The organism is Faecalibacterium sp. Marseille-Q4164, assembly GCF_017377545.1.
Taxonomy (GTDB): Bacteria; Bacillota; Clostridia; order Oscillospirales; family Ruminococcaceae; genus Faecalibacterium; species Faecalibacterium duncaniae.
In genome coordinates, this window is sequence record NZ_JAFREJ010000009.1 from 52,096 (window position 1) to 76,476 (window position 24,381).

The window sequence follows — 24,381 nt, forward strand, 5'->3', positions numbered from 1 at the left end:
ATCTATGGGAAAACTTCTGGCGATCTGCACCAGCCCCCAGCGGGGCACGGTCAAGACCGAAGTGGAAAGCGCACGCCTGACCCCGGAATGGGGTGTTGAGACCGATGCCCACGGCGGGAACTGGCACCGTCAGGTCAGCCTGCTGAGTGCTGAAAAGATCGAGAACTTCCGCAAGAAGATCTGGGTGGACTACGGTGCCTTTGGTGAGAATCTGGTGGTGGAAGGCTACGATTTCCGCAATCTGCCCGTGACCAGCCGCTTTGCCATCGGGGACGTGGTGCTGGAAATGACCCAGATCGGCAAAGAGTGCCACAACGACTGCGTCATCAAGCAGAAGACCGGCGAGTGCATCATGCCCCGGGAGGGCGTGTTTGCCCGGGTGCTGCAGGGCGGCGAGATCCACGTGGGGGACGAGGTGACCCTGCTGCCCCCGCCGGAAAACCCGCCCCTGCGCGCTGCCGTCATCACCCTTTCCGACAAGGGCAGCCGTGGTGAGCGGGAGGACAAGAGCGGTCCCCTGATCGTGGAGATGCTCACCGCTGCAGGCTATCAGGTGGAGGAGACCATGATCCTGCCCGATGAGGCAAAGGCCCTGAAGGCACAGCTCATCCGGCTGGCCGATGGCCGTCAGGTCAACCTGATCCTGACCACCGGCGGCACCGGCTTTGCTCCCCGGGATATCACCCCGGAAGCCACCTATGCCGTAGCGGACCGCAACGCCCCCGGCATTGCTGAGGCTATGCGTTACCACAGCCTGAGCATCACCCCGCGCGGGATGCTCAGCCGTGCTGTCAGCGTGCTGCGGGGCAAGACCCTCATCGTCAACCTGCCCGGCAGCCCCAAGGCCGTGAAAGAGAATCTGGAGTACATCCTGCCCAGCCTGGAGCACGGGGTACGCATTGCCGCCGGGCTGGACGGCGAGTGTGCCCGCAAATAAGCCTGTTTCACCGCCGCGGCGTTGCTTTTGGTGCCGGGCGTGAAAATAAAAGTACAACAAAAGCATACCCACTGTAAGGAGCAAGACTATGAAAACTATGATCTCCCGCCGCGGCTTCCTGTGCGCTGCCGGCATCGCATCCGCATCTGCTGTTCTGACCGCCTGCGGCGGCTCCTCCAGCAGCACTGCATCTTCCACCGCATCCTCCGCTGCCGCCTCCTCTGAGGCTGCCTCCGGCGAGAGCGTGGAGCTGATCGTTTTTGCTGCCGCCTCCTTGACCGAGACCCTGAACGCCATTGCCGAGACCTACTCTGCAGAGAACCCCGGCGTGACCTTCAGCTTCAACTTTGACTCCTCCGGAACCCTCAAGACCCAGATCCAGGAGGGTGCGGACTGCGACCTGTTCATCTCCGCCGGTCAGAAGCAGATGAACCAGCTGGACAGCACCGCTTCCGCTGAGGTGAACACCGAGGGCCTGGACTTTGTGGATGCCGAAAGCCGTGTAGATCTGCTGGAGAACAAGGTCGTGCTCTGTGTGCCTGAGGGCAGCGACAAGGGGATTGACAGCTTCGACAGCCTGGCCGAGCACCTGAAGGCAGAGAATATCCTGTTCTGCATGGGCAACAGCGATGTGCCCGTGGGTCAGTACACCCAGAAGATCCTGGCTTACTATGATCTGGATGAGGCAGCTCTGGCTGCTGCCGGTGTCATCACCTACGGCTCCAACGTCAAGGAAGTCACCACCCAGGTCAGCGAGGCCAGCGTGGATGCCGGTGTCGTTTACTGCACCGATGCGTACAGCGCCGGTCTGACCCCCGTGGACGAGGCCACCAAGGAAATGTGCGGCCAGGTCATCTACCCCGCCGCTGTGATGAAGAACGCCCTCCATGCCGAGGCTGCCAAGGAGTTCCTGGCTTACCTGCGCACCGACAAGGCTGCGACCGTGTTCGAGAGCGTCGGCTTCACCGCACTGTAAGCATCCGCTGGGGAGATGGTATGGACTGGTATCCCTTATGGAACAGCCTGCGCATTGCGCTGATCAGCTGCGCAGTGGTGTTCTTTTTAGGCATCTTTGCGGCCTACTATATTGCAAAGCTCCCGCGCGTGCTCAAGGGCGTGCTGGATGTGGTGCTCACCCTGCCCATGGTGCTGCCGCCCACGGTCGTGGGATATTTCCTGCTGCTGCTGTTCGGCGCAAAAAGGCCGCTGGGCATCTTTTTCATGGAACATTTCGGCGTGAAGCTGGTGATGAACTGGTACAGCGCCATTTTTGCTTCCATCGTGGTGGCCTTTCCGCTGATGTACCGCACGGCCCGCGGTGCCTTTGAGAGTTTTGACGAAACGCTGGCCTGGTCGGCACAGACGCTGGGACTTTCCAACACCTGGATCTTCTGGCGGGTGCGGATGCCCTGCTGCCGTCAGGGCATTCTGGCCGGTACGGTGCTGGCCTTTGCCCGTGCGCTGGGCGAATATGGTGCCACCAGCATGATCGCAGGCTACACGCCGGGCAAGACGGCCACCATTGCAACCACGGTCTACCAGCTCTGGCGCACCAACGATGAAGCCGGGGCCATGCAGTGGGTGCTGGTGGATATCGTTATCTCGGCGGTGGTGCTGCTGGCAGTGAACCTGCTGGAACGCAGGCAGAAGCAGGGAGGAAAGCGCACATGAGCCTGGAAGTAAATGTGACCAAGCGGTTTGATGGCTTTACCCTCCACGCTGCGTTCACGGCAGGGGACACTGCCACCGCCCTTCTGGGCGCGTCCGGCTGCGGCAAAAGCATGACCCTGCGCTGCATTGCAGGCATCGTCCGGCCGGACGAGGGGCGCATCGTGCTGGATGGCCGGGTGCTGTTCGACAGCGCTCAGGGCATCGACCTGCCGCCCCAGCAGCGCAATGTGGGTCTGCTGTTCCAGAACTACGCCCTGTTCCCCAACATGACCGTGGAGCAGAATATCCTCTGTGCCCTGAAAAAGGAAAAGGATCCTGCCGCCCGCAGGGCCGCCTGTGCCGAGGCATTGCGGGCCATGCGGCTGGAGGAACTGGCCAAGCGCCTGCCCGGTGCGCTTTCGGGCGGGCAGCAGCAGCGTGCCGCCCTGGCCCGCATCCTGGCGGCTAAACCCCGCATCCTGATGCTGGACGAGCCGTTCAGCGCGCTGGACAGCTACCTGCGCGAGGAGGTAGAGGGGGAGGTAGGCAGCCTGCTGGCCGGGTTTGCGGGCACGGCCCTGCTGGTGACCCACAACCGGGACGAGGCCTACCGCCTGTGCAGGGAGATGATCGTGATGGACAGCGGCGAGGTGCTCCGGGCAGGTACGACCAAGGAGGTCTTTGCTGACCCCCGCACCCGTGCCGCCGCCCGCCTGACCGGCTGCAAGAATATTCTGCCCTGCACCCGGGTGGGGGAGCATACCGTTCATCTGGCGGGCTGGGAACAGCCGCTGACCGTGGCTCTGCCGGTGCCCGAGGGCTGCCGCGCCGTGGGCATCCGCGCCCATGATTTTGCGCCCTGCGCTCCCGGCACCCCCAACAGCCTGCCGGTGCAGGCTGTCTCCACCAGTGAGAACCCCTTTGACTGGAATATGATCTTCACCCTGCCCGGCGGTGAGGCCCGCCTGTGGTGGAAGGTGTCCAAGGAGACATTGGCGGCCCCGCCGCCAAAAGCACCCGCCTGCCTGGCTGCCGCCCCGGAAAATATCATGCCGCTGGTCTGAGGCAAAAAATCGTTTTCTCCCTGCTCCCGAAACAGAAATACGGAGCAGGGAGAATTTTTTTGAAAAAAGTACTTGACTTTATCAAGTAATGCGATTATACTAGACCTTGTCAAGTAAAGGAGATGCAAAGAGTGATCCAATCGACCATATCCTTCTACGTGATGGAGTTTTACAAGCAGTTCGCAGCCTACACCACCCAGCAGCTGCAGGAGTTTGGCCTGAGCTTTGGCATGATGTATTTTGTGATCTACGTGGGCAAACATCCCGGCTGCACCCCGGCTGAGATGACCAAAAACCTGCACCTGGACTGGGGCCACTGCCAGCGCAGCGTGATCAAGCTGGTGGAAGATGGCTTTATGACCCGGGAAAAGCAGGGCCGCAGTTATCATTTGGGGCTGACCCCGGCGGGTGAGAGAGCATTCCGGACCTGTCACCAGGTATTTTTCGATTGGGATGCACAAAATTTGAGCGGGCTGACCGAAGAGGAACAGCACCAGCTCCTGAGCCTGCTGCAAAAGGCAGCACGGACGAGGAAAGAGAGTGTGTAACATGTACGACACCATCCTGAGCCCCATTGATTACGGTGGAATGCAGCTGAAGAACCGCATCATCTTTGCCCCCACCACCTTCGGCCTTTCGGACGAGGAATATCTGGCAGAGATGGAGCGGCTGGCCAAGGGCGGCTGCGCCATGATCATCATCGGCGACGTGCCGGTGGCCAAGAGCCGGTTCGAGAAGTCCCTGTTTGACAAAAAGGGCTTCGCCTTCTATCAGCAGATCTGCGAGACTGCCCACAAATACGGCTGTAAGGTCTGCGCCCAGCTCCACCAGACCGATACCGACATGATGTCCATCATCAAGTGCATCCCGGGGATGCTGATGAAAAAGATCACCCCCGACCAGCTGCGGGAGCGGATGAACGATGCCGTGGGTCCCTACATCACCAAGATGTCCCAGAAAAAGATCCATCAGATCATCGCGGGCTTTGGCAAGGCTGCTGTGCTGGCAAAGCAGGCGGGCTTTGACATGGTGCAGGTGCACGGCGACCGGATGTGCGGCAGCTTCTCTTCCGCCATCTTCAACCACCGCACCGATGAATACGGCGGCAGTGCCGAGCGCCGCGCCCGCTTTGCCGTGGAAGCTGTCAAGGCAGTGCACGCCGCTGTGCCCGGCATGGCCATTGACTACAAGCTGGCTGTCCGGCAGGAGAACCCCCATTACGGCAACGCCGGTGTGGTGGAGGAGGAACTGGCCGTGTTCGTGCCCCTGCTGGTGCAGGCAGGCGTGACCAGCTTCCATGTGACACTGGCCAACCACTCTGCGCTGGAAAACACCATCCCGCCGGCCAGCCACCCCGAGTTCAAGGAGACCGGCTGCTTCCTCAAGTTCTGCGATGAGGTGCGCCGGTATACCAGTGTGCCGCTCTGCGGTGTGGGCGGCCTGAACGACCCCGATTTTGTGGAGCAGCAGCTTGCCAGCGGCCGCATCCAGTGCGCAGCAATGTGCCGCCAGCTGCTGGCCGACCCCAACTGGGTCAACAAACTGCAGAGCGGCAATGCGGCAAAGATCCACCGCTGTGTCCGCTGCAACAAAAAGTGCCTGGGCGGCCTGATCGCCCATCAGGGCACCCGCTGTATCTATGATGCCCTGAACGCAAAAGAACAGGGAAGCATCTGATCTCAAACATAATAAAGGAGAATGACCATGAGCTACGCCATCGTTTTCAGCAGCAAGACCGGCAACACCCGCCTGCTGGCCGACACCCTTCGCGCAAGCTTGCCCCAGAATGAGTGCACCTACTTCGGAGCACCGGCCCCGGAGGCACTGGAGGCTGAGACCCTTTACATCGGCTTCTGGACGGACAAGGGCCATGCCGATGACACCCTCACCGCCTTTTTGCAGACCCTGAAGGGGAAGCGGGTCTTTTTGTTCGGCACCGCAGGCTTTGGCGGCAGTGCGGAATATTTCGAGCAGATCCTGGCAGCGGTGCAGAAATCGCTGGATGAGAGCAACACGGTCATTGGAACCTATATGTGCCAGGGCAAGATGCCCATGATTGTGCGCCAGCAGTACGAAAAGATGCTGCAGCAGCCCAACCATGCACCCAACCTCGAGATGCTGATCGAGAACTTTGACAAGGCGCTGGCTCACCCGGATGCCGCAGACCTCGACCTGCTGCGCAAAAAGGCGGCAGAGGTGCAGGCATAACGGAAGAACTCTTCAAAAAAGCAGATTTTTTGAGAAAGCTGCTCCAAAACAGTTGACAGGTTCTGTCCGATGTGGTAGGATAGCGTCGAGGAAATGGAAACGGCTCCTCAAGGTGAATTGAATATTCTCGGCAAAACAGTCGAAAGGCTGTGACGCAAAGCTACAGGGCCTGTAAAATGGCAGCCAGCTGCTTCTCAAAGAAATCTTTCTTTGGGCGACCTGCTTAGATTTTCTAGGTGTTGTTTTGCTGAGTGTATTGCAGAACAACACCTTTTTTCGTTCTCAAATTTCTTCCCAAAAGAAGAAAGGCACGCAAAACTGAATATCCTCGGCAAAGCAGTCGAAAGGCTGTGACGCAAAGCTATAGGGCCTGTAAAATGGCAGCCAGTTGCTTCTCATCACCTGAGGGTCTCCACAGCGGAGAATGGGTGTTGAGTGACCTTCATCTGAAGCATCAGATGTCGATTGCCGAGTATACCAGCAATCGACACCTTTTTTCATGGGGTAACACAAAAGAGGTTCAACACCATGCGTAACGCTTCGATGAAAGTCCTGAAGAATCTGGTCTGCTGCGCCGCATTCATCTGCCTGATGTTTGTTCTGGCAATGCCCGCACACGCAGCTTCCAAGGCCGATGAGCTGCTGCAGCTCGTCAACGCAGAGCGTGCACAGGCTGGTGTGGCTCCTCTGAGCATGGGCAGCAGCGCACTGAATGCTGCCGCACAGGCCCGTGCAAAAGAACTTACCGTCAATTACTCCTACAACCGCCCCAATGGCAGCCGCGAGTTCACCATCCTGCCGGAGTACGGTGTGGACGATGTTTCCGTGGGCGAGAACTACTGGGCAGCTGCTGAGGATGCTTCGGATGTGGTCGCCGCCTGGAATCGCTACGATTTCTTCAAGGAGCGGATGCTGGACAAGGATGCCACCTCCGTTGGCATTGGCTACTACGAGGGCGGCGAGTATGGCAATTACTGGGTGATGATCTTCACCTACGCCCGCGGCACCAGTGAGAACGGTTTTGCACAGGAAGTGCTGGCGCTGGTCAACGCTGAGCGTGCAAAGGAAAATCTGGCACCTCTGGCTATGGGCGATGCCAAGCTGCAGGCCGCCGCCGATGAGCGCGCAAAGGAAGTGGCAAAGGTCGCTTCCCACACCCGCCCCGATGGCACCAACTGTTTCACCGTGCTGAAGGAGTACGGTGTGTCTGATACCGCCACCGGCGAGAATGCCGCCTGGGGCGAGACCACGCCCGAAAAAGTCGTTGCAGACTGGATGGCTTCGGAAGGCCACCGTGTCAATATCATGGACCCCGCCGCCAAGTATATGTGCCTTGGCTACAACTACGATGCCAATTCTCAGTGGGGCCACAACTGGATCCAGATCTTCGCAAAGTAAGCGGATGACTTCCATTGAGCGTTGTACGATGAAATAAAATAAAGCAAAAAGAGATGCACCCCGCTCCCTGAACCGGTTTCAGGAAGGCAGGGTGCATCTCTTTTGTTTTTTATTCTGCTGCCATCTCAGCCACATCCTCGGGGCTGAAATCGCCCAAGGGCAGGATGAGCCGGCCCAGCGTCTCCTGCGGCAGGGCGGCAAGCCGGGCACTCTCGTCCGCAATTTCGGCAGGGCAGAGGACGTGCACGCCGTCTGCACCGGTCTCTACCCGGGCGCGGTGGCCGGTGGCAATGTACTGGATGCCCAGCCGGTCAGCCGCCGCCAGCAGGGCGGGGAAGCGCAGGTCGGCCGGGGCAGCGGTCTCCTCGGCCAGCTGGCTGGCCAGTTCGCTGGCATTCAGGGTGATGCACTCGATGCCCAGAGCCTTGGCGGCTTCCTTGGCGGCATCCACAACGGGGTCATCGGTGCACAGACGCACCACAGCGCCCATCACCGCAAAGCCCTGCTGCTGTAAAATGCGGACAGCTGCTTTGCAGCCCGTGCCGCCGCACAGGCCCACCAGCACCTTGTCCTGCTGCTCATAGGTATCGAACCCGCTGCCGGGCAGAAATGTATCGCTCATCGTCCCTGTCTCCCTCCGTGTGCCTGACTTTGTGCCACGGCCAGCTGGTCGCAGCGCTCGTTTTCCGGGTGGCCTGCGTGGCCCTTGACCCAGACATAGGTGATCTTGTGCCGGGCTTCCTGCTCCAATGCCTGTTCCCACAGGTCGGGGTTCAGGGCAGGGGAGCCGTCGGACTTTTTCCAGCCCCGGCGCTTCCAGCCCCTGGCCCAGCCCTTTTCCAGCCCATTGATGACGTACTGGCTGTCAGAGCACAGCCTCACCTCACAGGGCTCCTTGAGCTGGCGCAGGGCCTCGATAAAGGCGGTCAGCTCCATCCGGTTGTTGGTGGTGGAAGCATCGCCGCCGCTGAGCTCTTTTTCGTAGACCTTGCCGTTGAAGCGGTAGCGCAGCACTGCACCCCAGCCGCCCGGGCCGGGGTTGCCGCTGCACGCGCCATCGGTGTAAACTTCGACTTGTTTCATCTGTTTCTCCCGGAACTTGAATTTTTGGATACCTCTATTTAGAGCTATTTTTCCGGTTCTGTCAAGAGGAAAACGTATCATCCCCGGCTTTTCCGGCAAAGCTTTGAATTGACAAAGTGGACAAGAAATACTATACTGTTTGTAACAAAATGCGTATAGGGGCGCACCGATGCGGTGTGTCCGGCCGGAACGGGGCAGTGCCGCGGTCGCATCGAACAGATGGACTGACAGGGCAGAAATTACTCCGTTCCGGCCATCCCAGTGCCGAAAACGGGCATGGAAGCGAAAAATTCTATACGATGGTTTCGATGGGAGCGGCGGTGCGTTTGCTGCTCCTTCACAGCAGACAGGCCGCTCGCAAAGGGGTGTGCCTGCGTTTTGTAATTGATTTTGGAGGTACCGCATGGCACAGGTCAAAGAACAGAACCCGGCTCAGGCTCAGAACAATCCGAACAGAAACAGTGAATCCGGCGGGGAAAAGCGTACCCGCACCCGCCGCCCTTATTATAACCGGCGGCCCCGCCGCGCACAGCAGCCCAAGGAGGCCGCTGTGCCCATCCACATCTACCCGCTGGGCGGTCTGGGCGAAGTGGGCAAGAACATGACCGTGTATGAGTGCAACGGGGATATGATCATTGTGGACTGCGGCCTTGTATTCCCGGACAGTGAGATGTACGGCGTGGACATGGTCATCCCCGACTTTACCTTTGTGGTGCAGAATAAGGACAAGATCAAGGGACTGCTCATCACCCACGGCCACGAAGACCACATCGGCAGCATTCCCTACCTGCTGCAGAAGTTTGATCTGCCCATCTACGGCACCCGGCTGACCTGCGGCCTCATCCGGAACAAGCTGGAGGAGTTTGGCCTGGCAGGCAAGACCAAGTTCGTGGAGATCACCCCCAAACAGAAGATCAAGCTGGGCTGCTTTACCGTGGAGCCCATCCATGTCAACCACTCCATCCCCGATTCCGTGGCCTTTGCCATTGACAGCCCCGCCGGAACGATCATCCAGACCGGCGACTTCAAGATCGATTACACCCCGCTGGCCTGCGGCGTGACCGACCTGACCACCCTTTCGGAGTATGGTCAGAAGGGTGTTCTGGCTCTGCTGAGCGATTCCACCAACGCCGAGCGCCCGGGCTTTACCGCCACGGAGCAGAAGGTGGCCGCCGGTGTCCGCAACCTGTTTGCCCGTGCCCGGAACAAGCGCATCATCATTGCGACCTTTGCGTCCAATATCTACCGCGTCCAGCAGATCATTGATCTGGCCGTGGAGGATGGCCGCAAGGTGGCGTTCAGCGGCCGCAGCATGGTCAATAACACTGCCATGGCGCAGGAGCTGGGCTATATGCACATCCCCGAGGGCACCCTTATCAGTGTGGATGAGCTGAACCAGTACCCGCCGGAGCAGGTGGTGCTGATCACCACCGGCAGCCAGGGCGAGCCCCTGAGCGCCCTTTCCCGCATGGCCTCCTGCAGCCACCGCCAGGTGCGGGTGGGCCCCGGCGACTTCATCATCATCTCCGCCAACCCCATTCCCGGCAACGAGAAGAGCGTGACCAAGATCGTCAACGGTCTGCTCCTGCTGGGTGCGGAGGTCATCTACGAGAGCATGTATGATGTCCATGTTTCCGGCCACGCCTGCCAGGAGGAGCAGAAGCTGATGCTCACCCTGACCAGACCCAAGTATTTCCTGCCCGTGCACGGCGAGTACAAGCAGCTGAAAAAGCATGCCCTGACCGCCGCGTCTCTGGGCATTCCCACCAGCAACATCCTCATTGCCGAGAACGGCTCCAACGTTATCCTGAGCCGGGACGAGATCAAGCTGGGCGAGCCTGTCACCGCCGGTGCTGTGATGGTGGACGGCCTGGGCGTGGGCGATGTGGGCAATGTGGTCCTGCGTGACCGCAAGCATCTCTCTGAGGACGGTCTGGTCATCATTGTGGCTACCGTGGACAGCAAGACCGGCAAGGTGCTGGCCGGGCCTGACCTTGTGAGCCGCGGCTTTGTCTATGTGCGCGAGAACGAGAGCCTGATGGACGGGGCCCAGAGCATTGTGGAAAACGCGCTGGATCGCTGCGTGGAAGAGCATGTGCGCGACTGGAACAGCGTCAAGACCCGGGTGCGTGAGGCGCTGAGCAGCTATATCTACCGCCGCACCAAGCGCAGCCCGATGATCCTCCCCATTCTGATGGAGGTATAAGCCGGAAGCCGCCCCGCCGGGGCAGGCAGACCAGGAGGCAGAAGATTCCATGAAACAAAAACCGAGATGGACGTTGGAAATGCTGATCGCCGCGCTGGCAGTGCTGTGTGCACTGCTGACACTGGCGCTTCTGGTGCAGCGGCCTGCAGGCTGGCCTGCGCTGGCAGTGCTGGTGGTGCTGTGGGGCATCGGCATCTGCGTTTTCCGGTATCAGCTGCGGCGCTGGACCGCCAAGTGGGTGGCTGGCGGCAGCTTTGAAAATTCCAGGACCCAATACAGCCTGGAATCCCTCTCTCAGCCGGCGGCTCTGCTTTCTGGCGAGACGGTGCTGTGGTATAACAGCCGCTTCCGCACGGCGCTGCTGGGCGGCGAGGACCGGCTTGCAGGTAGGGCACAGAAGCTGCTGCCCGGCCTGGATACCGCACAGGCCCGCACCCCGGAAGGGCAGCAGCTCAATCTGGCCGACGGTGTGTGGAATGTGCACAGCAGTACCGTGCCGGGCGGCAGCGAGAGCATGACGCTGCTCGTGTTCAATGAGGAGACCGCCCTGCGCAGGATCGAAACGGAGTACAAGGCCAGTCGCCCGGGCTACATGGTGTTCCTGGTGGACGGCTACGACGATGTGTTCAGCGATATGCTGGACAGTGAGCGCGCCCGCCTGCTGGAGGGCATCAACCGGGTGTTGGAGGATATGATCGGCCGGGGCACAGGCTTTCTGCGCCGCGTTGCCAGCGGCCGTTATATCGCCGTGGTGGAAGAGCGCCATCTGGAGCAGTATGCCCAGCGCGGCTACGATGTGCTGGATAAGATCCGTGCCCTGGACCCCAGCGTGAACCTGTCCATCTCCATTGGCATCGGGCGCGGGGCCAAGACCCTGCGGGAAGCCCAGGATATGGCCGTGCAGGCGCTGGATATGGCGCAGGGCCGCGGCGGCGATCAGGCCGCTGAGATGACCCCGGACGGCTTCACCTTTTACGGCGGCGTGAGCCATGGCGTAGAAAAGCGCAGCAAGGTGCGCAGCCGCATCGTGGCCGACCAGCTGGTCAGGCTCGTCAAGGAGGCGGACCATGTGGTCATCATGGGCCACCGGATGAGCGATCTGGATGCCATCGGCGCTGCCGAGGGCGTGCTGCGCATCTGCAAGATCTGCGATGTCCCGGCGGTGATCGCCGTCAGACGGGATGCCACACTGGCGGGCAGCCTGATCGATGCCCTGTGCCGGGCCGGGCAGGCAGATGATTTTATCGACCCCAAGGGGGCTTTGCCCATTATCTCCAAGAAAACGCTCTGCGTGGTGGTGGATACATACCAGCTGGGCCTTGTGGAAAGTAAGGAGATCCTGGAAAGGTGCGGCAAGGTGGCTGTCATCGACCACCACCGCAAGGGCGTGGGCTTCATCGAGCATGCAGACCTTGTCTGCCACGAGCCCTACTCCTCCTCGGCCAGTGAGCTGGTCACGGAGCTTTTGCAGTATGTGGGCGACCGGGACGACAAGCCCAGCCGGGTAGAGGCAGAGGGCCTGCTCTCGGGCATTATGCTGGATACCCGGGACTTCACCCTGCACACCGGTGTGCGCACGTTTGAAGCTGCCGCCGCTCTGCGCCGTTACGGTGCGGAGACGGAGCGGGTGCGCCAGCTCTTTGATGTGACCATGGTGGAGTACAACGCCAAGGCAGACCTTGTGGAGGCTGCCCAGATGTACCGCAGCTGCGCCATCTCGGTGAGCGGCGAGGTGCCCCCCGAGGCCCGTGTTGCCATTGCGCAGGCTGCCAACGACCTGCTGACCATCCAGAATGTGGAGGCCAGCTTTGTGGCCGTGCAGGTGGGGAGCGGCGTGAATATTTCCGCCCGCAGTCTGGGAGCGGTCAATGTTCAGGTCATCATGGAAAGTCTGGGCGGCGGCGGCCACCAGACCATGGCGGCGGCCCAGCTCAAGCATATCACCCCCGAGGCAGCCCGGGCACGCATCCAGACCGCCATTGACCAGTACCGTGAGAGCCAGAAGAAGCCGCTCTCCAAAAATGAACCTGAATCCAGAAAAAAGGAGAAGCAGGGATGAACCATTACGATTATCTCATCGTAGGCGCAGGCCTTTACGGTGCGGTGTTTGCCCAGCAAGCAAAAAAGGCGGGCAAAACATGCCTTGTGATTGATAAGCGCGGCCACATTGCCGGAAATATCTACACCGAGGAAGTGGAGGGCATACAGGTCCACCGCTATGGGGCCCACATCTTCCACACCAGCAGCAAGGCAGTGTGGCAGTATGTGAACCAGTTCGCGGAGTTCAACCGCTACACCAACAGCCCCGTTGCCAATTATCACGGCGAGATCTACAATCTGCCCTTCAATATGAACACCTTCAATAAGATGTGGGGTGTGGTGACCCCCGCCGAGGCCAAGGCAAAGATCGAGGAGCAGAAGCGGGAAGCGGGCATCACCGACCCGAAAAATCTTGAGGAGCAGGCCATCAGTCTGGTGGGCACGGACATTTACGAAAAGCTCATCAAAGGCTACACCGGCAAGCAGTGGGGCCGCCCCTGCACCGAACTGCCGGCTTTCATCATCAAACGCCTGCCGGTCCGCTTTACCTACGATAACAACTATTTCAACGCGCTGTATCAGGGCATCCCCGATGGCGGCTATACCGCCATGGTGGAAAAGATGCTGGAGGGCATCGAGGTGCGGCTGAATGTGGATTATCTGGCCGACCGGGAGAACCTGAACGCACTGGCCGACAAGGTCGTTTATACCGGCCCGGTGGACGCCTACTTCGGCTACCGTTTGGGCGCGCTGCAGTACCGCAGCGTCCGCTTTGAGACTGAGGTGCTGGATACCGACAACTATCAGGGCAACGCGGTGGTGAACTATACCGATGCGGAAACGCCCTATACCCGGATCATTGAGCACAAGCATTTTGCGTTCGGCACCCAGCCCAAAACGGTGATCAGCCGGGAGTACAGCACCGAGTGGCATCAGGGTGACGAGCCCTATTACCCCGTCAACGATGAAAAGAATGGCGCGCTTTACGCAAAATACAAAGCGCTGGCCGATGCCGAGACAAAGGTCATTTTTGGCGGCCGGTTGGGCGAGTACAAGTATTATGATATGGATAAGGTGATCGAAGCAGCATTGGATGCGGCAGCACGGGAGCTGGGGTAACCCCACTGTCATCGAAGGCGTTGACGCAACGGTCTGAATGCTGTATACTAACCATAGAAATCCACCGGTTTCCCGGTGAGAAGTGAGGGATAACACCATGAAAGTGATTCTGAAGCAGGACGTAAAGGGCATTGGCAAGAAGGATGAGATCCATGAGGTCTCCGACGGCTACGCCCGCAACTTTCTGTTCCCGCGCAAGCTGGCCGCTGTGGCCGATGCTTCTGCGGTGAATATCGCACGCGGCAAGGAGGCCGCTGCGGATTTCCACGAGGCTGAAACTGTGGCCGCCGCACAGGCTGTGGCTGCAAAGATCGAGGGCAAGACCGTGACCATCAAGGCCAAGGGCGGCGCATCCGGCCGCCTGCACGGCAAGGTCACCGGCAAGGAAGTTGCCGAGGCTCTGGCCCAGCTGGCCGGTTCTCCCATTGATAAAAAGAAGATCGAGCTGGAGACCAAGGACATCAAGGATGCCGGTGTGTTCAACGCAAAGGTGCGCCTGCATGTCGGTGTCGTGGCTTCCTTCAAGATCATGGTGGAAGTAGAACAGGCCTGATTGAAATGCCATCTGCGCCCCCTGCCTTCAGGGGGCGTTTTTGGCGTTTTGGGAAGCTGGCCCAGTATGGAGGGGGATGAATCATGCCCAACGAACAACGACATTATTCCAATGAACTGAATCTGGAGAGTGTGGGCATCAATCTGCCCTACAATATGCAGGCCGAGCAGAGCGTACTGGGCGCGGTGCTGCTCAAGCCCGAGACATTGACCGATCTGGTGGAGATCATCCGGCCGGAAATGTTCTACACCCGGCAGAATGCCCAGATCTATTCTGAGATGCTGCGCCTGTTTACGGCAGACCAGACCATCGACTTTGTCACCCTGCTGGATGCCGTCATCTCCGATGGCGTGTTCCCCAGTGCGGACGAGGCAAAGGTCTACCTGACCGGTCTGGCTGAGACAGTGCCCAGCATCTCCAATGTGAAGGCTTACGCCCAGATTGTGCAGGAAAAGTATCTGGTGCGCCAGCTGATGGGCGTTGCCAAGGACATTCTGCAGGACGCGGGCGATGAGCCGGACGCTGACCTGCTGCTGGAAAACGCCGAGCAGCGCATCTACGAGATCCGCTCCGGGCGGGATTCCAGCGCGTTGACCCCGCTTTCCTCCAGCATGGTGGAGACGTTGACCAACCTGCAGAAGATCAGCGGCCCGGATGCCGACAAGTACAAGGGCATCCCCACCGGCTTCCGTCTGCTGGATACTGTTCTGACCGGCCTGGGCCGCGGCGACCTCATCATTCTGGCCGCCCGCCCCGGTATGGGCAAGACCAGCTTTGCGCTGAACATTGCCACCCGAGTTGCCATGCAGCAAAAGGTGCCGGTGGCCATTTTCAGCCTGGAAATGACCAAAGAGCAGCTGACCAACCGCATCCTTTCGGCGGAAGCTGGCATCGACAGCCAGGCTTTCCGCACCGGTGCCCTCCGCAGTGAGGACTGGGAGTATCTGGCACTGGCAACGGAAAAGCTCCACGATGCCCCCATCTATATGGACGACACCTCAGGCATCACCATCACCGAGATGAAGGCGAAGATCCGCCGGGTCAATCAGGACCCCACCCGCCCCAATGTGGGCCTAATCGTTATCGACTACCTGCAGCTGATGACCACCGGCCAGCGCAGCGAGAACCGTGTGCAGGAGATCAGCTCCATCACCCGAAACCTGAAGATCATGGCTAAGGAAATGAATGTGCCCATCATCGCGCTTTCTCAGCTGTCCCGTGCGGTGGAGAAGCAGGGCAACAACTCTTCTCACCGGCCCCAGCTGTCGGACCTGCGTGACTCCGGCTCCATCGAGCAGGATGCCGACTGCGTCCTTTTCCTTTACCGTGATTCCTACTACGCCAGCCAGAACCCCGATGGTGCCGAGGTGGATGCCGATACTGCGGAGTGCATCGTGGCAAAGAACCGCCACGGCGAGACCAGCACGGTGCCGCTGGGCTGGGATGGCGCACACACCCGCTTTATGGATGTGGACTTCAAACGCTGATGAACGACGAAATATCAAAATTGATCGCAAAAGTAGAACGCTTTGCCCGGCAGGAGCAGCTGTTTGCGCCTGCGGAGCCGGGCCGGGCTCTGCACCTGTGCGCCGCCGTTTCGGGCGGAGCCGACAGCATGGCGCTGCTGCGGGTGCTGCTGGAGCTGCGGGAAACCTTTGGGTATCCCCTTACGGCCTGCCACGTCAACCACGGCCTGCGGGGTGAGACTGCAGACCGGGACGAAGCTTTTGTCCGGGCCGAGTGTGCCCGGCTGGGGGTGCCGCTGACAGTCTTCCGCCCGGCAGATGTGGGAATGACTGTGCCGCCCCATGCCGGGGAGGACTGGGCCCGCAGACTCCGCTATGCCTGCTTCGCCCAACTGCTGGCAGGCGGGATAGACTGCATTGCAACGGCCCATACTGCTACTGACCAGGCCGAGACCCTGCTGTTCCGGCTGGCCCGGGGCACCGGGCTGCACGGGGCAGGGGGCATCCGGCCCAGGCGGCCCGGCTACTGCCGCCCGCTGTTGGGCCTGACCCGGGCCGAGACCGAAGCGCTCTGCGCCGCCTTCGGGCAGGGCTGGGTGACGGACGAGACGAACGAGTCCGATGCCTACGCCCGCAACCGCCTGCGCCATGGGGCCGTTCCGGCCCTGCGCAGCGTCAACGCCGCGGCAGAGGAAAATCTGGCCCGCTTCTGTGAAAAGGCGGCCCGCGCGGATGCCTACTTTGCCAGGCAGGCAGAACAGCTGCTTTCCATCGCGCGTCTGGATGCAGCCCAGACTGCCCGTAAGGCCCCGAAAGCCAAGGCGGCATGGCGGCTGGAGCCGCTGCAGGGCGCTGATCCGCTCATTCTGGAAGCGGCGCTCCACAGCCTTGTTGCCCCGGTGCGGGATGCCGAGGAAAAGTACATCCGCCTGCTGGCAGAGCTGGTGGAGCAGGGGAGCGGGGCGGTGCAATTGACCGATACGGTCCGCTTCTGCGCAGGCAGCAGGATGCTCTGGCAGGAAAAGAGCCGGCCGGAAGCGGCTGCGGTCCCTGCGTTTTCGCTGTCGTTTGCCCCTGCCGATGGGGCGGAATTTGCTCTGCCTGGGGGCCAAACCCTGAAAACACGGCTTTTTGTAAGCGGTTTTCGAGAAAAAACACAGGGTGTTCATAAAAAAGACTTAAAAAATCGGGCGGATTATGCTAGAATAACCTTGTTATATTCTGCCCTTACGCTGCGCACCCGTCAACCGGGAGACCGGTTCCGGCCTGCGGGGCGGGGGCTGAGCAAGCCCCTGCGCAAATGGATGAATGAGGCAGGCATTCCTGCCGAAATACGAGAGGGCCTGCCGCTGCTGGCGGCGGGCAGTGAGATCCTGTGGGTCTGTGGGGAGGGCTTTGCCGAGGGGCTGGCCCCGGACGAGGAGACTGTACAGATCTTGCAGTTGGAATTGGAAAATGGAGGAACAACCCATGAGCATGAATGACGATATCAAGAACATCCTGGTCAGTGAGGAAGCACTGAAAGCCAAGGTTGCCGAACTGGGTGCACAGATCAGCAGGGATTACGAGGGCAGAAACCTTGTCCTTGTCTCCATCCTCAAGGGTTCGGTGGTTTTCATGGCCGACCTGATGCGGGCCGTGACCATCCCCTGCAGCATTGATTTTATGGTCGTGTCCAGCTACGGCGGCAGCAATACCACCACCAGCGGCCTGGTCAAGATCATCAAGGATCTGGACGGCGACCTTTCCGGCAAGGACGTGCTGATCGTGGAGGACATTCTGGATACCGGTGTCACCCTTTCCAAGCTGGTGCCCATGCTCAAGATGCGCAACCCGAATTCCGTGAAGATCTGCACCATTCTCGACAAGCCCAGCCGCCGCAAGGCCGACATCCAGCCCGATTACGAGGGTTTCCAGGTGCCGGACGAGTTTGTGGTGGGCTATGGTCTGGACTACGATGAGAAATACCGCAACCTGCCCTATGTGGGTGTGCTGAAACCGGAAATCTACGCATAACAAAAACGAATTAGAACTGGAGTTGATCCCTTTTGCAACCGAAACGACCTCGCTTTAATCCCCTGATCCTGGCGCTGGCACTGGCCGGTGTCCTGATGATCTGGTCGGTGCTGGGCACCAGCGACAGCAGTACCGGCGGCTCCACCATGAGCTACTCGACTGTGGTGCACTACTTTGAGAACAATCAGGTCACAGCCTTTACGCTGGACCGCAACACCAGCATCATCACCCTGACGCTGAAGGAGGGCAAGCAGGAGCTGCCCGAAACCACAGGTGCCACAGCTGCCACACAGGCCTCCGGCGGTCTGCTGAGCAATATGTTCTCCCCCTCCGCCTCTTCCGTGGGGGCGACCAGAAACGATGACGGCACGGTGACGGTGCGCTACAAGCTGCCCTACGCCTATGTGTTCATCGAGAACGTCCAGCAGTATATCGATTCCTACGACGCAGCCAACCCGACCGCGCCCATGGAGTACGATTACACCACCCTGAAGGAGTCCATCCCCTGGATGGAGATCCTGTTCTACCTGGGAATGCTGGGCTGCACCGGCTTCCTGCTCTTCTCCATGATGCGCGGCGGCGCTGGCGGCGGCGGTATTATGAATGTGGGCAAGGCCAAGGTGAAGGACGAGCATGAGAACAAAAAGACCGCGACCTTTGCCGACGTTGCCGGTGAGGACGAGGAAAAAGAAGAGCTGAAGGAGGTCGTGGAGTTCCTCAAGAGCCCCGACAAATTCAACACGCTGGGTGCCCGCATCCCCCACGGCGTTCTGCTGGTGGGCCCTCCGGGTACCGGTAAGACCCTGCTGGCCCGTGCCTGCGCCGGTGAGGCGGGGGTGCCCTTCTACTCCATTTCCGGCTCCGACTTCGTGGAAATGTACGTCGGTGTCGGCGCGTCCCGTGTGCGTGACCTGTTTGATAAGGCCAAAAAGACCATGCCCTGCATCATCTTCATCGATGAGATTGATGCCGTGGGCCGTCAGCGCGGCGCAGGTCTGGGCGGCGGCCACGACGAGCGGGAGCAGACCCTGAACCAGCTGCTGGTCGAGATGGACGGCTTTGAGGCCAACGATGGTGTCATCGTGATGGCAGCCACCAACCGTGCCGACATTCTGGATAAGGCACTGCTCCGTCCGGGCCGCTTTGACCGTCAGGTCTATGTTGGCCTGCCCGATGTCAAGGGCCGCGAGGAGATCCTCAAGGTCCACACCAAGAATAAGCCTCTGGCTCCCGATGTCTCCCTCAGGGTCATCGCACAGCGCACCGCAGGCTTTGCGGGTGCTGACCTGGAGAACCTGGTCAATGAGGCCGCTCTGCTGGCTGCCCGCCGCAGCCGCAAGGCCATCACCATGGAGGACATCGAGGAAGCTTCCATGAAGGTCATGGCAGGCCCTGAGAAGAAGAGCCGTGTTGTGACTGCCGAGGAAAAGAAGCTGACCGCCTACCATGAGGCGGGCCACGCCGTGGCAGGCTTCTATTGCAAGCACCACCCCCGCGTGCACGAGATCACCATCATTCCCCGGGGCCAGGCTGGCGGCTACACCATGTATCTGCCTGAAAAGGATCGCAGCTATGTGACCAAGGGTGAGATGTTCGAGGATATCGTTTCCAGCCTGGGCGGCCGTGTGGCCGAGCAGCTGATCCTGGAGGATATCTCCACCGGTGCCTCCAACGACCTGCAGCAGGCAACCAACATTGCCCGCCAGATGATCACCAAGTACGGCTTCTCCGAGCGCCTGGGCCCTGTGGTCTACGGCACCTCGCAGGAGGAGACCTTCCTGGGCCGTGATTTCACCCAGGGCAAGGGTTACAGCGAGAGCACCGCTGCCGAGATCGACGGCGAGATGCGGGATATCATCGATGAGGCTTACGAGACCTGCCGTCGCACCCTGACGGAGCACATCGACCAGCTCCATGCGCTGGCACAGGCTCTGATGGAACGCGAAAAGCTCAACGAGAAGGAGTTCAACACCGTGATGGCTGGCGGCAAGCTGCCCCCGCGTGACGGCGACGAGCCTGCACAGGAACCCGCCGCACCGGCGGCCCCTGTGGAGACCGCAGAGTCTGCCGAGGGCGCAGAGCCCGCTGAACAGGCGGAGCAGGCCGTGCTGGGCGAGGAAATGCCCGACCCGGCGCAGGATGCCCCGCAGGAAAACGAATGATCGAAGGGAGCGAGTGTCGTGGAGGAAAATTTTAACCCGGTCGCACGCACCCGGGCCAACTATTATACCCCGGGCAGCCCGGTGCAGTTCGTCTGTGTGGAACTGCTCAAGGGCGAACTCAGCGGCGAGAACGCAGTCTGCCTGACCTTCAAGAACATCTCCAAGGTTACCTTGACTGCACTGGAGATCCACTTCAAGTGTAAGGGTGTAGATGGCATCATCCTGTGTGAGGATGCCTTTGAATACCGCGAGATCGAGGTCAAGCCCGGTGAGAGCTTTGGCATGGACGATGCTGTGTTTGTGACCCAGAAGGCCATCACCAGCGTGGATGTGGTCCTGAAGAACGTATACAGCGGCAAAAAGGTCGTGCATCTGGATGCCATCAAGCGCGTCCGCCTGCCGGCCCCGCGCCGCCTGAGTCCGGAGCTGGAAAAGGCACTGGAAAGCCGGATGAACCGCACCGGCCTCAAGTATATGCCGCAGGTGTTCGAGAACGGCTGGTACTGTGCCTGCGGTTCCTTCCACCCGAAGGAAGAGGACACGGTCTACTGCACCGAGTGCGGCTGTGACCGCATCCTGCTGCAGAACGCCCTGAACACCCTGCTGCAGCCCGGCCAGAAGGCCGCCCCTGCAGAGCAGGCCCCGGCGACGGAGGCCACCCGCGTGGTGAGCGCCGCTCCGCAGGAAGAGCCGACCCGCATCGTGGCCAGCGCGCCGGTGCAGGCAGAGCCCACCCGGGTCATCCCGACGGCCCGCCCGGCAGAGCCTGTCGGCGCTCCAACCAGCTTTGCACCGCCGGTGGAACACACCCCTGTTCCGGAAGCAGAGCCTACCCGGGTGCTGGATGCCGCCACCCGCGCGGCGTTCCCCGGCAGCGGTGCAGCGGCTGTGGATGACGAGGGCACCCGTGTGATGCCTGCTGCTGCCCGCCGTGCCGCCCCGGCCCGCCAGCCGGAACCCGAGGTGGAGCAGTACGATGAGGAGGACGATGCGGAAGAGAGCCGTGACGGCATTGCCGAGACCCTCGTCCGCTGGGTCCCGCCCATCACCGCCATCGTCTGCGCAGGCATTGCGTTGTGGGGCTTCGTCTATTATCAGTTTATGATGTAAATGAATGACGGAGGAGGCTGCGCTTCCTCCGTTTTTTGGTTGTACGAAGGAGAAACGTTATGCCTGACGAAGCACTGCAAACCGCTTTTGAGATCAAAACTACCTGCGATGAGATCAGCCGCAAGCTGCTGCGCTGGCACTGGGAGAACAAGCCCGGGGAGCACAGCCTGGGAGCCCTGCTGGATCACATCCGCACCCGCCAGCAGGAGAGCCCCGAATATTATGACCGTCTGCCCGATATGGCGGGCCGAAACAGCTGGCAGCAGCTGGATACCACCCTGTGTATGCGGGTACTGCTGGACTCGGAAAAGGATGCTGCCCGCCCGCTGGATCTGCTGGGCAATACGGAGCACCCCGCTGCTGCCCGCCGGGCCTGCAACGCGGTGCGCACCGCCCGCAATGAAGCGGCCCATGCCTCCGACCGCACGGCGGCTGCGCAGGCGGCGATCCTCTTCAACGAGGCCGTGGAAGCACTGGAAGAGGGCTATACAGGCGCGCCCCTGCGCACCAGTGAGCTGGGCCAGTATTACCGGCTGGCTGAGGATTATCTGAGCCGCTGCGGGGCCAAAAAGCCCATTGCGTCGGCAGCCCCGGAAGAGAAAGCCCCTCGCGCGGCAAAATCCGGCCAGAGCACTGCGGGCAGGAAAAAAGAGGGGGCTTCCGGCAGTGCTTCCCGCCGCAGCAGCACAAAGCAGAACACGAGCGGCCGCAGCTCCGGCGGCAGATCCCAGAACCGGAAGCAGGGCGGCAGCCGGAACAGCCGTGCCCGGGCCAGACAGAAGCAGAAACAGGCAAACCGCACCGTTCTGCTGGTACTGCTGGCGATCCTGGCCGTGGGTCTGCTGATCCGCGGCTTTACCATGAACTGGCAGTGAAAGAGTGAGGAAAACATGAAGCAAAAACTGATTTTTCTGGATATTGACGGTACTTTGCTGCCGCCCGGTGAGATGACCGTTCCGGCCAGTGCCGTGGAGGCCATCCGGCAGGCCCGGGCCAACGGCCACAAGGTGTTTCTGTGCACCGGCCGTAACCTGCGCATGACGAAACCGCTGCTTGCCTACGGTTTCGATGGCTTTGTCTGCTCTGCAGGCGGCTATGTAGGCTGTGATGGGAAAATTCTCGTGGATCTTCCCATGGAGCCTGCGCAGGTCGAGGGCCTGCGGGAGGTGCTGGGGCGTGCCGGTGCCGAGTGTACCCTGGAAGCCCGGGACGATACTTACGGCGGCATCAGGATGATCGAGCGGTTCGCCCATTTGTTCCCCCGCAAGCCGGGGCAGCTGAACAGCGAGGCCGAGCGCTGGCGTAAAACGATGGAGTATGGCATGACCATCCGGCCCATTGAGGAATACCACGGAGAGCCGGTTTACAAGGTGGTGTTCATCGCCCCCAACGAGGCCTGCCTTGCCGAGGCGAAGCAGCTGTACGAGGAACAGTTCATCTTCTGCGAGTCCCGGCTGGGGGATACCCCGTCAGCCATCGTCAACGGGGAACTCATCAACCGCAAGTTCAACAAGGGCACCGGCATCAAGGCCATCTGTGATGAGCTGGGGTGTTCGCTGGCCGATACCATCGGCTTTGGCGACAGCGACAATGACCTGCAGATGACCGATGTGGTAGGCATCAGCGTCTGCATGGCCAATGGTTCCGACAACCTGAAAAAGCTCTGCGACCGCATCTGCCCGGCTGTGACGGAGGACGGCGTGGCAAGGGAGCTCAAAACCCTGGGCCTGATCTGAGAGCAGCCTTCTATAAAAGAAGAGATGATAACAAAAAATTCCCGCTCCATCGAGCGGGAATTTTTGTTAGAGAGGGTTATTTCTGATGGACTGCCTTGTGATATACCGCGTAGGCGATCACGGCAGAGAGGGCCTCTGTGATCCAGAAGGCGTGCCAGACACCGGTGGGGCCCATGCGGCCGCACAGCACCCACGCAATGGGCATGATGAAGATGATATAGCGGCAGAGAGAGATGACCAGCGAGGGCACGCCCTTGCCCAGACCCTCCAGTGCGCCGGAGGAGGTGGTAGACACTGCCGAGACGATGAATCCCAGGCAGATGATCCGCAGGGCGGTCTGGCCGATGGCGATGGTCTCGGGGTTAGAGGTGAACAGACCCATCAGCGGGCCTGCAATGGTCAGGCAGAGCAGGGTGCCAATGGCCATGATCCCGGCGCTCAGGCCCAGTGTCAGGTTGTAGAGCCTGGACACACGGCCATGCTCCCGGGCACCGTAGTTGTAGCCCACCAGCGGGCGCATCCCCTGCACGATGCCGTTGGCCGGCAGGTAAAGGAAGGTCTGGAGTTTGTAGTAGATGCCCAGCACCGTCACATAGCTCTGGGAGTAGACCGCCAGCAGGCCGTTCAGGAAGGTGACCAGCAGGCTGGGCAGGGCCAGATTCAGGATGGCCGGTACGCCGATGGCATAGAGCTTGCCGTCAAGGGCGGCATCGAACCGCAGGCAGCGGCGGGAGAAGCGGACGGCGACTTCGGTGGTGCAGTAGACATAGAGGTAGACCACAAGGGAAACGGCCTGCCCGATGCCGGTGGCAAGGGCCGCACCGGCAATGCCCAGGGCGGGCACCGGCCCAAGGCCGAAGATGAGGACAGGGTCGAGGGCGATGTTGGTCACGCAGCCGGTGATCAGCGCCACCATGGCAACGTTCATCCGGCCCACGGACTGGAAGATCTTCTCAAAGGCGAGGTCTGCCATGTTGACCAGCGAGAACAGGAACACGATGGTGGAGTAGGTCACGCCCATGTCCACCAGAGTGGGATCGGTAGTGAAGCGGCGCAGGAAGCCGGGCATGATGGCAATGCAGAGGACCATGCCCAGCACGCCGTGCAGCAGGGAAAACATCATGCCATGGGTGGCGGCCCGGTTGGCGTTCTCGTGGTCGCCTGCGCCGAGGTAGAGTGCGATCTGGGCATTGATGCCGATGCCAAAGCCGATGGCCACTGCATTGACAAAGTTCTGGATGGGAAACACCAGCGAAAGCGCCGTCATGGCCTGCTCGCTGATCTGGGCCACAAAGAGGCTGTCCACGATGTTGTACAGGCTGTTCACCAGCATCGAGATGACGTTGGGCAGGGCCATGGAGAGCAGCAGCGGGAACACCGGTCTGGTTTTCATAAAAGTATCGTTCATTTTCATTGCTCCTGAGGGTCAGATTTGGATTTGAAGGCAAAGCAAAAGCCACACAATGGCTTTTGTGCCATTGTGTGGCGAAAAGTTGCAGAATGCTGTAAAAATCCACACGATATTTTATTGCTTCAAAGATACCACATCACAGGGATACTTGTCAAGGACTTTTTAAAATAAAAGTACGACTTTTTACAGCGGGCCCTTGCCCTTGACATGGGGCGCGGCGGC

The 24,381-nt window shown here is 60.4% G+C and carries 22 protein-coding genes and 2 riboswitches; of the genes, 19 read left to right on the forward strand and 3 right to left on the reverse strand.

Annotated elements, in window-relative coordinates:
* Positions 1-4 precede the first annotated feature (4 nt).
* The 8 genes from J3352_RS09330 (at position 5) to J3352_RS09365 (ending at position 7,257) form a co-directional block, all read left to right on the forward strand.
* Positions 5-937 (forward strand): MOSC domain-containing protein, encoded by a 933-nt coding sequence (locus J3352_RS09330; protein ID WP_156065229.1) that lies wholly within the window; start codon positions 5-7, stop codon positions 935-937.
* 88 nt (positions 938-1,025) lie between these two features.
* Complete coding sequence (modA, locus tag J3352_RS09335; RefSeq protein WP_156068744.1) at positions 1,026-1,913, forward strand: molybdate ABC transporter substrate-binding protein; 888 nt, start codon at positions 1,026-1,028, stop codon at positions 1,911-1,913.
* A 20-nt stretch (positions 1,914-1,933) separates the two neighbouring features.
* Positions 1,934-2,608 carry a molybdate ABC transporter permease subunit gene (gene modB / locus J3352_RS09340; protein ID WP_156065223.1) on the forward strand — a complete coding sequence of 225 codons (675 nt, stop codon included), beginning with the start codon at positions 1,934-1,936 and terminating at the stop codon, positions 2,606-2,608.
* The gene (locus J3352_RS09345) at positions 2,605-3,651 is read left to right on the forward strand and encodes a sulfate/molybdate ABC transporter ATP-binding protein (RefSeq protein ID WP_156065220.1); all 1,047 of its coding nucleotides are present in this window, start codon (positions 2,605-2,607) and stop codon (positions 3,649-3,651) included. Before modB ends, J3352_RS09345 begins: the two co-directional genes overlap by 4 nt.
* Before the next feature lie 122 nt (positions 3,652-3,773).
* Complete coding sequence (bilQ, locus tag J3352_RS09350) at positions 3,774-4,199, forward strand: bilirubin utilization transcriptional regulator BilQ (RefSeq protein WP_097770531.1); 426 nt, start codon at positions 3,774-3,776, stop codon at positions 4,197-4,199.
* Between the two features lies 1 nt (position 4,200).
* Complete coding sequence (bilR, locus tag J3352_RS09355) at positions 4,201-5,328, forward strand: bilirubin reductase (protein ID WP_156065217.1); 1,128 nt, start codon at positions 4,201-4,203, stop codon at positions 5,326-5,328.
* Between the two features lie 27 nt (positions 5,329-5,355).
* On the forward strand, positions 5,356-5,859 hold the full coding sequence (bilS, locus tag J3352_RS09360) for a flavodoxin family protein BilS (protein WP_035393763.1): 504 nt from the start codon (positions 5,356-5,358) through the stop codon (positions 5,857-5,859).
* Positions 5,860-5,978: 119 nt separating this feature from the next.
* A riboswitch (cyclic di-GMP riboswitch) is annotated at positions 5,979-6,054 on the forward strand.
* 125 nt (positions 6,055-6,179) lie between these two features.
* A riboswitch (cyclic di-GMP riboswitch) is annotated at positions 6,180-6,255 on the forward strand.
* A 132-nt stretch (positions 6,256-6,387) separates the two neighbouring features.
* Positions 6,388-7,257 (forward strand): CAP domain-containing protein, encoded by an 870-nt coding sequence (locus tag J3352_RS09365; protein WP_099357314.1) that lies wholly within the window; start codon positions 6,388-6,390, stop codon positions 7,255-7,257.
* 109 nt (positions 7,258-7,366) lie between these two features.
* On the opposite strand, the gene J3352_RS09370 is transcribed toward J3352_RS09365, so the two are convergent.
* Both J3352_RS09370 and rnhA read right to left on the reverse strand, forming a co-directional pair.
* The gene (locus J3352_RS09370) at positions 7,367-7,879 is read right to left on the reverse strand and encodes a hypothetical protein (protein ID WP_005931873.1); all 513 of its coding nucleotides are present in this window, start codon (positions 7,877-7,879) and stop codon (positions 7,367-7,369) included.
* On the reverse strand, positions 7,876-8,340 hold the full coding sequence (gene rnhA / locus J3352_RS09375) for a ribonuclease HI (RefSeq protein ID WP_035393761.1): 465 nt from the start codon (positions 8,338-8,340) through the stop codon (positions 7,876-7,878). Before rnhA ends, J3352_RS09370 begins: the two co-directional genes overlap by 4 nt.
* Before the next feature lie 403 nt (positions 8,341-8,743).
* On the opposite strand from rnhA, the gene J3352_RS09380 reads away from it, so the two are divergent.
* The 11 genes from J3352_RS09380 to J3352_RS09430 all read left to right on the forward strand — a co-directional run bounded on the left by J3352_RS09380 (position 8,744) and on the right by J3352_RS09430 (position 22,748).
* Positions 8,744-10,546, forward strand: coding sequence for a ribonuclease J (locus J3352_RS09380; RefSeq protein WP_005931869.1), 1,803 nt, complete (start codon positions 8,744-8,746; stop codon positions 10,544-10,546).
* A 49-nt stretch (positions 10,547-10,595) separates the two neighbouring features.
* Positions 10,596-12,605, forward strand: coding sequence for a DHH family phosphoesterase (locus tag J3352_RS09385; protein ID WP_242699926.1), 2,010 nt, complete (start codon positions 10,596-10,598; stop codon positions 12,603-12,605).
* Positions 12,602-13,705 (forward strand): UDP-galactopyranose mutase, encoded by a 1,104-nt coding sequence (glf, locus tag J3352_RS09390; RefSeq protein ID WP_156065214.1) that lies wholly within the window; start codon positions 12,602-12,604, stop codon positions 13,703-13,705. Before J3352_RS09385 ends, glf begins: the two co-directional genes overlap by 4 nt.
* 97 nt (positions 13,706-13,802) lie before the next feature.
* Entirely contained in the window at positions 13,803-14,258 is a 456-nt protein-coding gene (rplI, locus tag J3352_RS09395; RefSeq protein WP_097770524.1) for a 50S ribosomal protein L9, read from the forward strand.
* Positions 14,259-14,341: 83 nt separating this feature from the next.
* On the forward strand, positions 14,342-15,745 hold the full coding sequence (gene dnaB / locus J3352_RS09400; RefSeq protein ID WP_005931854.1) for a replicative DNA helicase: 1,404 nt from the start codon (positions 14,342-14,344) through the stop codon (positions 15,743-15,745).
* 20 nt (positions 15,746-15,765) lie between these two features.
* Positions 15,766-17,208: a tRNA lysidine(34) synthetase TilS gene (gene tilS / locus J3352_RS09405; RefSeq protein WP_242699927.1), complete on the forward strand. Its 1,443-nt coding sequence runs from the start codon at positions 15,766-15,768 to the stop codon at positions 17,206-17,208.
* Complete coding sequence (hpt, locus tag J3352_RS09410) at positions 17,195-17,740, forward strand: hypoxanthine phosphoribosyltransferase (RefSeq protein WP_097770522.1); 546 nt, start codon at positions 17,195-17,197, stop codon at positions 17,738-17,740. The genes tilS and hpt overlap by 14 nt, the downstream gene beginning before the upstream one ends.
* Before the next feature lie 95 nt (positions 17,741-17,835).
* Positions 17,836-19,902: an ATP-dependent zinc metalloprotease FtsH gene (gene ftsH, locus J3352_RS09415; RefSeq protein ID WP_207700499.1), complete on the forward strand. Its 2,067-nt coding sequence runs from the start codon at positions 17,836-17,838 to the stop codon at positions 19,900-19,902.
* 18 nt (positions 19,903-19,920) lie between these two features.
* The gene (locus J3352_RS09420; RefSeq protein ID WP_156065208.1) at positions 19,921-21,012 is read left to right on the forward strand and encodes a hypothetical protein; all 1,092 of its coding nucleotides are present in this window, start codon (positions 19,921-19,923) and stop codon (positions 21,010-21,012) included.
* Positions 21,013-21,071: 59 nt separating this feature from the next.
* Entirely contained in the window at positions 21,072-21,887 is an 816-nt protein-coding gene (locus J3352_RS09425; RefSeq protein ID WP_156065205.1) for a hypothetical protein, read from the forward strand.
* A gap of 15 nt (positions 21,888-21,902) precedes the next feature.
* A complete protein-coding gene (locus J3352_RS09430; RefSeq protein WP_156065202.1) occupies positions 21,903-22,748 on the forward strand; it encodes an HAD family hydrolase in 846 nt (281 codons plus the stop codon).
* A 76-nt stretch (positions 22,749-22,824) separates the two neighbouring features.
* On the opposite strand, the gene J3352_RS09435 is transcribed toward J3352_RS09430, so the two are convergent.
* Entirely contained in the window at positions 22,825-24,156 is a 1,332-nt protein-coding gene (locus J3352_RS09435; RefSeq protein WP_097770518.1) for an MATE family efflux transporter, read from the reverse strand.
* Between the last annotated feature and the right edge of the window lie 225 nt (positions 24,157-24,381).